At 45.7% G+C, this 1,406-nt stretch carries 2 protein-coding genes; both read left to right on the top strand.

Annotation, left to right across the window (positions count from 1 at the left end; translation table 11 throughout):
- The first annotated feature begins 40 nt into the window (after nucleotides 1–40).
- Nucleotides 41–457, top strand: a complete 417-nt coding sequence (locus MJZ25_16625; protein MCQ2125790.1) for a hypothetical protein — start codon at nucleotides 41–43, stop codon at nucleotides 455–457.
- The gene (locus MJZ25_16630) at nucleotides 454–1,341 is read left to right on the top strand and encodes an IS3 family transposase (protein ID MCQ2125791.1); all 888 of its coding nucleotides are present in this window, start codon (nucleotides 454–456) and stop codon (nucleotides 1,339–1,341) included. Before MJZ25_16625 ends, MJZ25_16630 begins: the two co-directional genes overlap by 4 nt.
- The last annotated feature ends 65 nt before the right edge of the window (nucleotides 1,342–1,406 follow it).

Here is a 1,406-nt window from a genome sequence, read left to right on the forward strand (position 1 = left end):
GTGTCTAGTCCTAAAATAGCGTTACAAAAAAAGTGACGTTATGAAAGAGAAAGGAAATGGTTATGTGAAGCGCACGCAGAAAGACTACAGCATGAGCTTCAAGATGTCAGTGGTAAAAGAAGTAGAGACGACCGACATCGGATTATGCGCCATCGCGCGCAAGTACGGAATACAAAGTGAGACAACCGTGAAGCGATGGATGGAAAAATATGGTACCTTTGACTGGACAAATATCAAAGGAGGAAAGATGCCAAAGAGTAAAGAACAGGAGCTTCTGGAGCTAAAGGAAAAGATCAAGCAGCTGGAAAGGAAGAACGCAAGGCTGGAGCACGAGCTGGAGATGAAGGACCACAAGGTAGCGATCTTCGACCTGATGATAGACATCGCAGAGAAGGATCTGAAGGTGGACATCAGAAAAAATATGTTACCCGGACAGTCGAAGAATACAAGCAAGTGAGCGGATTGCCCAAAGTCGCCATTTGCGAACTGTTCGGGGTGAGCAGGCAATCGTATTACAGGAAGAAATGGCGTGCGACCCAAATCAAGAACCGTGCGACGGAAGTCGTGGAAAGTGTTGAAAAGATACGGGCCGAAATGCCCCGAATCGGGTGCAGGAAGCTGTATTATATGCTCAAACCGCAAATGCGGAGTCTGTCGGTAGGGAGAGACAAGATGTTCTCTATCCTAAGGGCGAACCACATGCTGGTCAGTCCTATGCGATCGTATCATGTCACAACAAACTCACACCATAGGTTCAGAAAGCATAAGAACCTTGTGGAAGGAATGGATATAGTCCGTCCAGAGCAAGTGTGGGTATCTGATATCACGTATGTCGGGGGCCGTGACAAGCACATGTACCTGGCCCTTGTGACTGATGCGTACTCGAAAAAGGTTGTTGGATACGATCTGTCTGAAAGCCTGAACACAGAGGGTGCGCTTCGTGCCTTAAAGATGGCCCAGGCTTCGCGTATGTACAAGAAGGAGTCTCTGATACACCACTCGGATAGAGGCATACAATACTGCTCCGACGCATATCAGAACAGGCTGAAGAGGTATGGAATCAAAACGAGTATGACAGAAAGCTACGACCCATACGCCAACGCGGTGGCAGAACGCATCAACGGAATACTCAAGCAAGAGTTTTTGTTAGAGGAGCTGAAACTTCCGCTAGAAGGGATGAAAATAGCTGTTAGGGATGCAATAAACACCTATAATAGACTAAGACCTCACCTCTCCTGCGGATATCTCACGCCTTGTCAAATGCACACCCAAAGAAGATTGAGGATAAAAAAATACAAAAAAGAAGATTGTTGCAGGACTAGTCCTGCAACAATCTTCTAAAAAGTACTATTTTTGTCCTGTATAAATTAAGTCTAAAACTGTAACGGTTATTTAGGACTTGTCAA

This window comes from Fibrobacter sp. (assembly GCA_024399065.1).
GTDB lineage: Bacteria > Fibrobacterota > Fibrobacteria > Fibrobacterales > Fibrobacteraceae > Fibrobacter.

Bases quoted from the DNA above. Each gene is read 5' to 3' on its own strand.
- MJZ25_16625 (MCQ2125790.1), top strand. From the start codon at position 41: ATGAAAGAGAAAGGAAATGGTTATGTGAAGCGCACGCAGAAAGACTAC.